Origin of the sequence: Pseudomonas sp., from assembly GCF_032058845.1 — a bacterium.
In the GTDB taxonomy this organism is placed as follows: domain Bacteria; phylum Pseudomonadota; class Gammaproteobacteria; order Pseudomonadales; family Pseudomonadaceae; genus Aquipseudomonas.
In genome coordinates, this window is record NZ_DAMCCR010000143.1 from 8,324 (window position 1) to 8,820 (window position 497).

The 497-nt window shown below is 67.8% G+C and carries 1 pseudogene; it reads right to left on the bottom strand.

The annotated features are described in order from the left end of the window. Window positions 1-24: 24 nt before the first annotated feature. Window positions 25-497, bottom strand: a pseudogene (locus RT028_RS18935) (glycosyl transferase); the annotation flags it as partial.

Consider the following 497-nt stretch of genomic DNA (forward strand, 5'->3'; position numbering starts at 1 on the left):
TGCGATTCACCGAACACGATGGGCTCAGGGGCGTGCGTCGTCATGGGTGTTCCAGAAGGGGTAGAAGTTGAACCATTGCAGGGGAGCCTGCTGGCAGTAATGACCCAGGCGCTGGGCGTAGGCGGCGGCCCACTCGGCAATGACCTGATCGCGCTGGCCACGGCGCCACTGCACGCGCTCGGCGAACGGTTCGAGGGTGACCTGGTAGCGGCCTTGATGCTTGAGGCAGAACAGCAGGTTGACCGGGCATTCCAGCAACCCCGCCAGCAGCCACGGGCCCTGGGCGAACGCCGCGGGCTGGCCGAGAAAATCCACCTCGACGGTGCGCGCCCCGTGCAGCGGCACGCGGTCGCCGGCAATCGCCAGCCACTCGCCGCGCTCCAGACGCTCGGACAGCTGCAACATCACGGCAGGGTCGAGTTCGCTGACCTGAATCAGCCGCAGATGGCTGGCCCCGGCTTCGCCCAGCAGGCGGTTGAACTGCTCGGCGTGGCGGG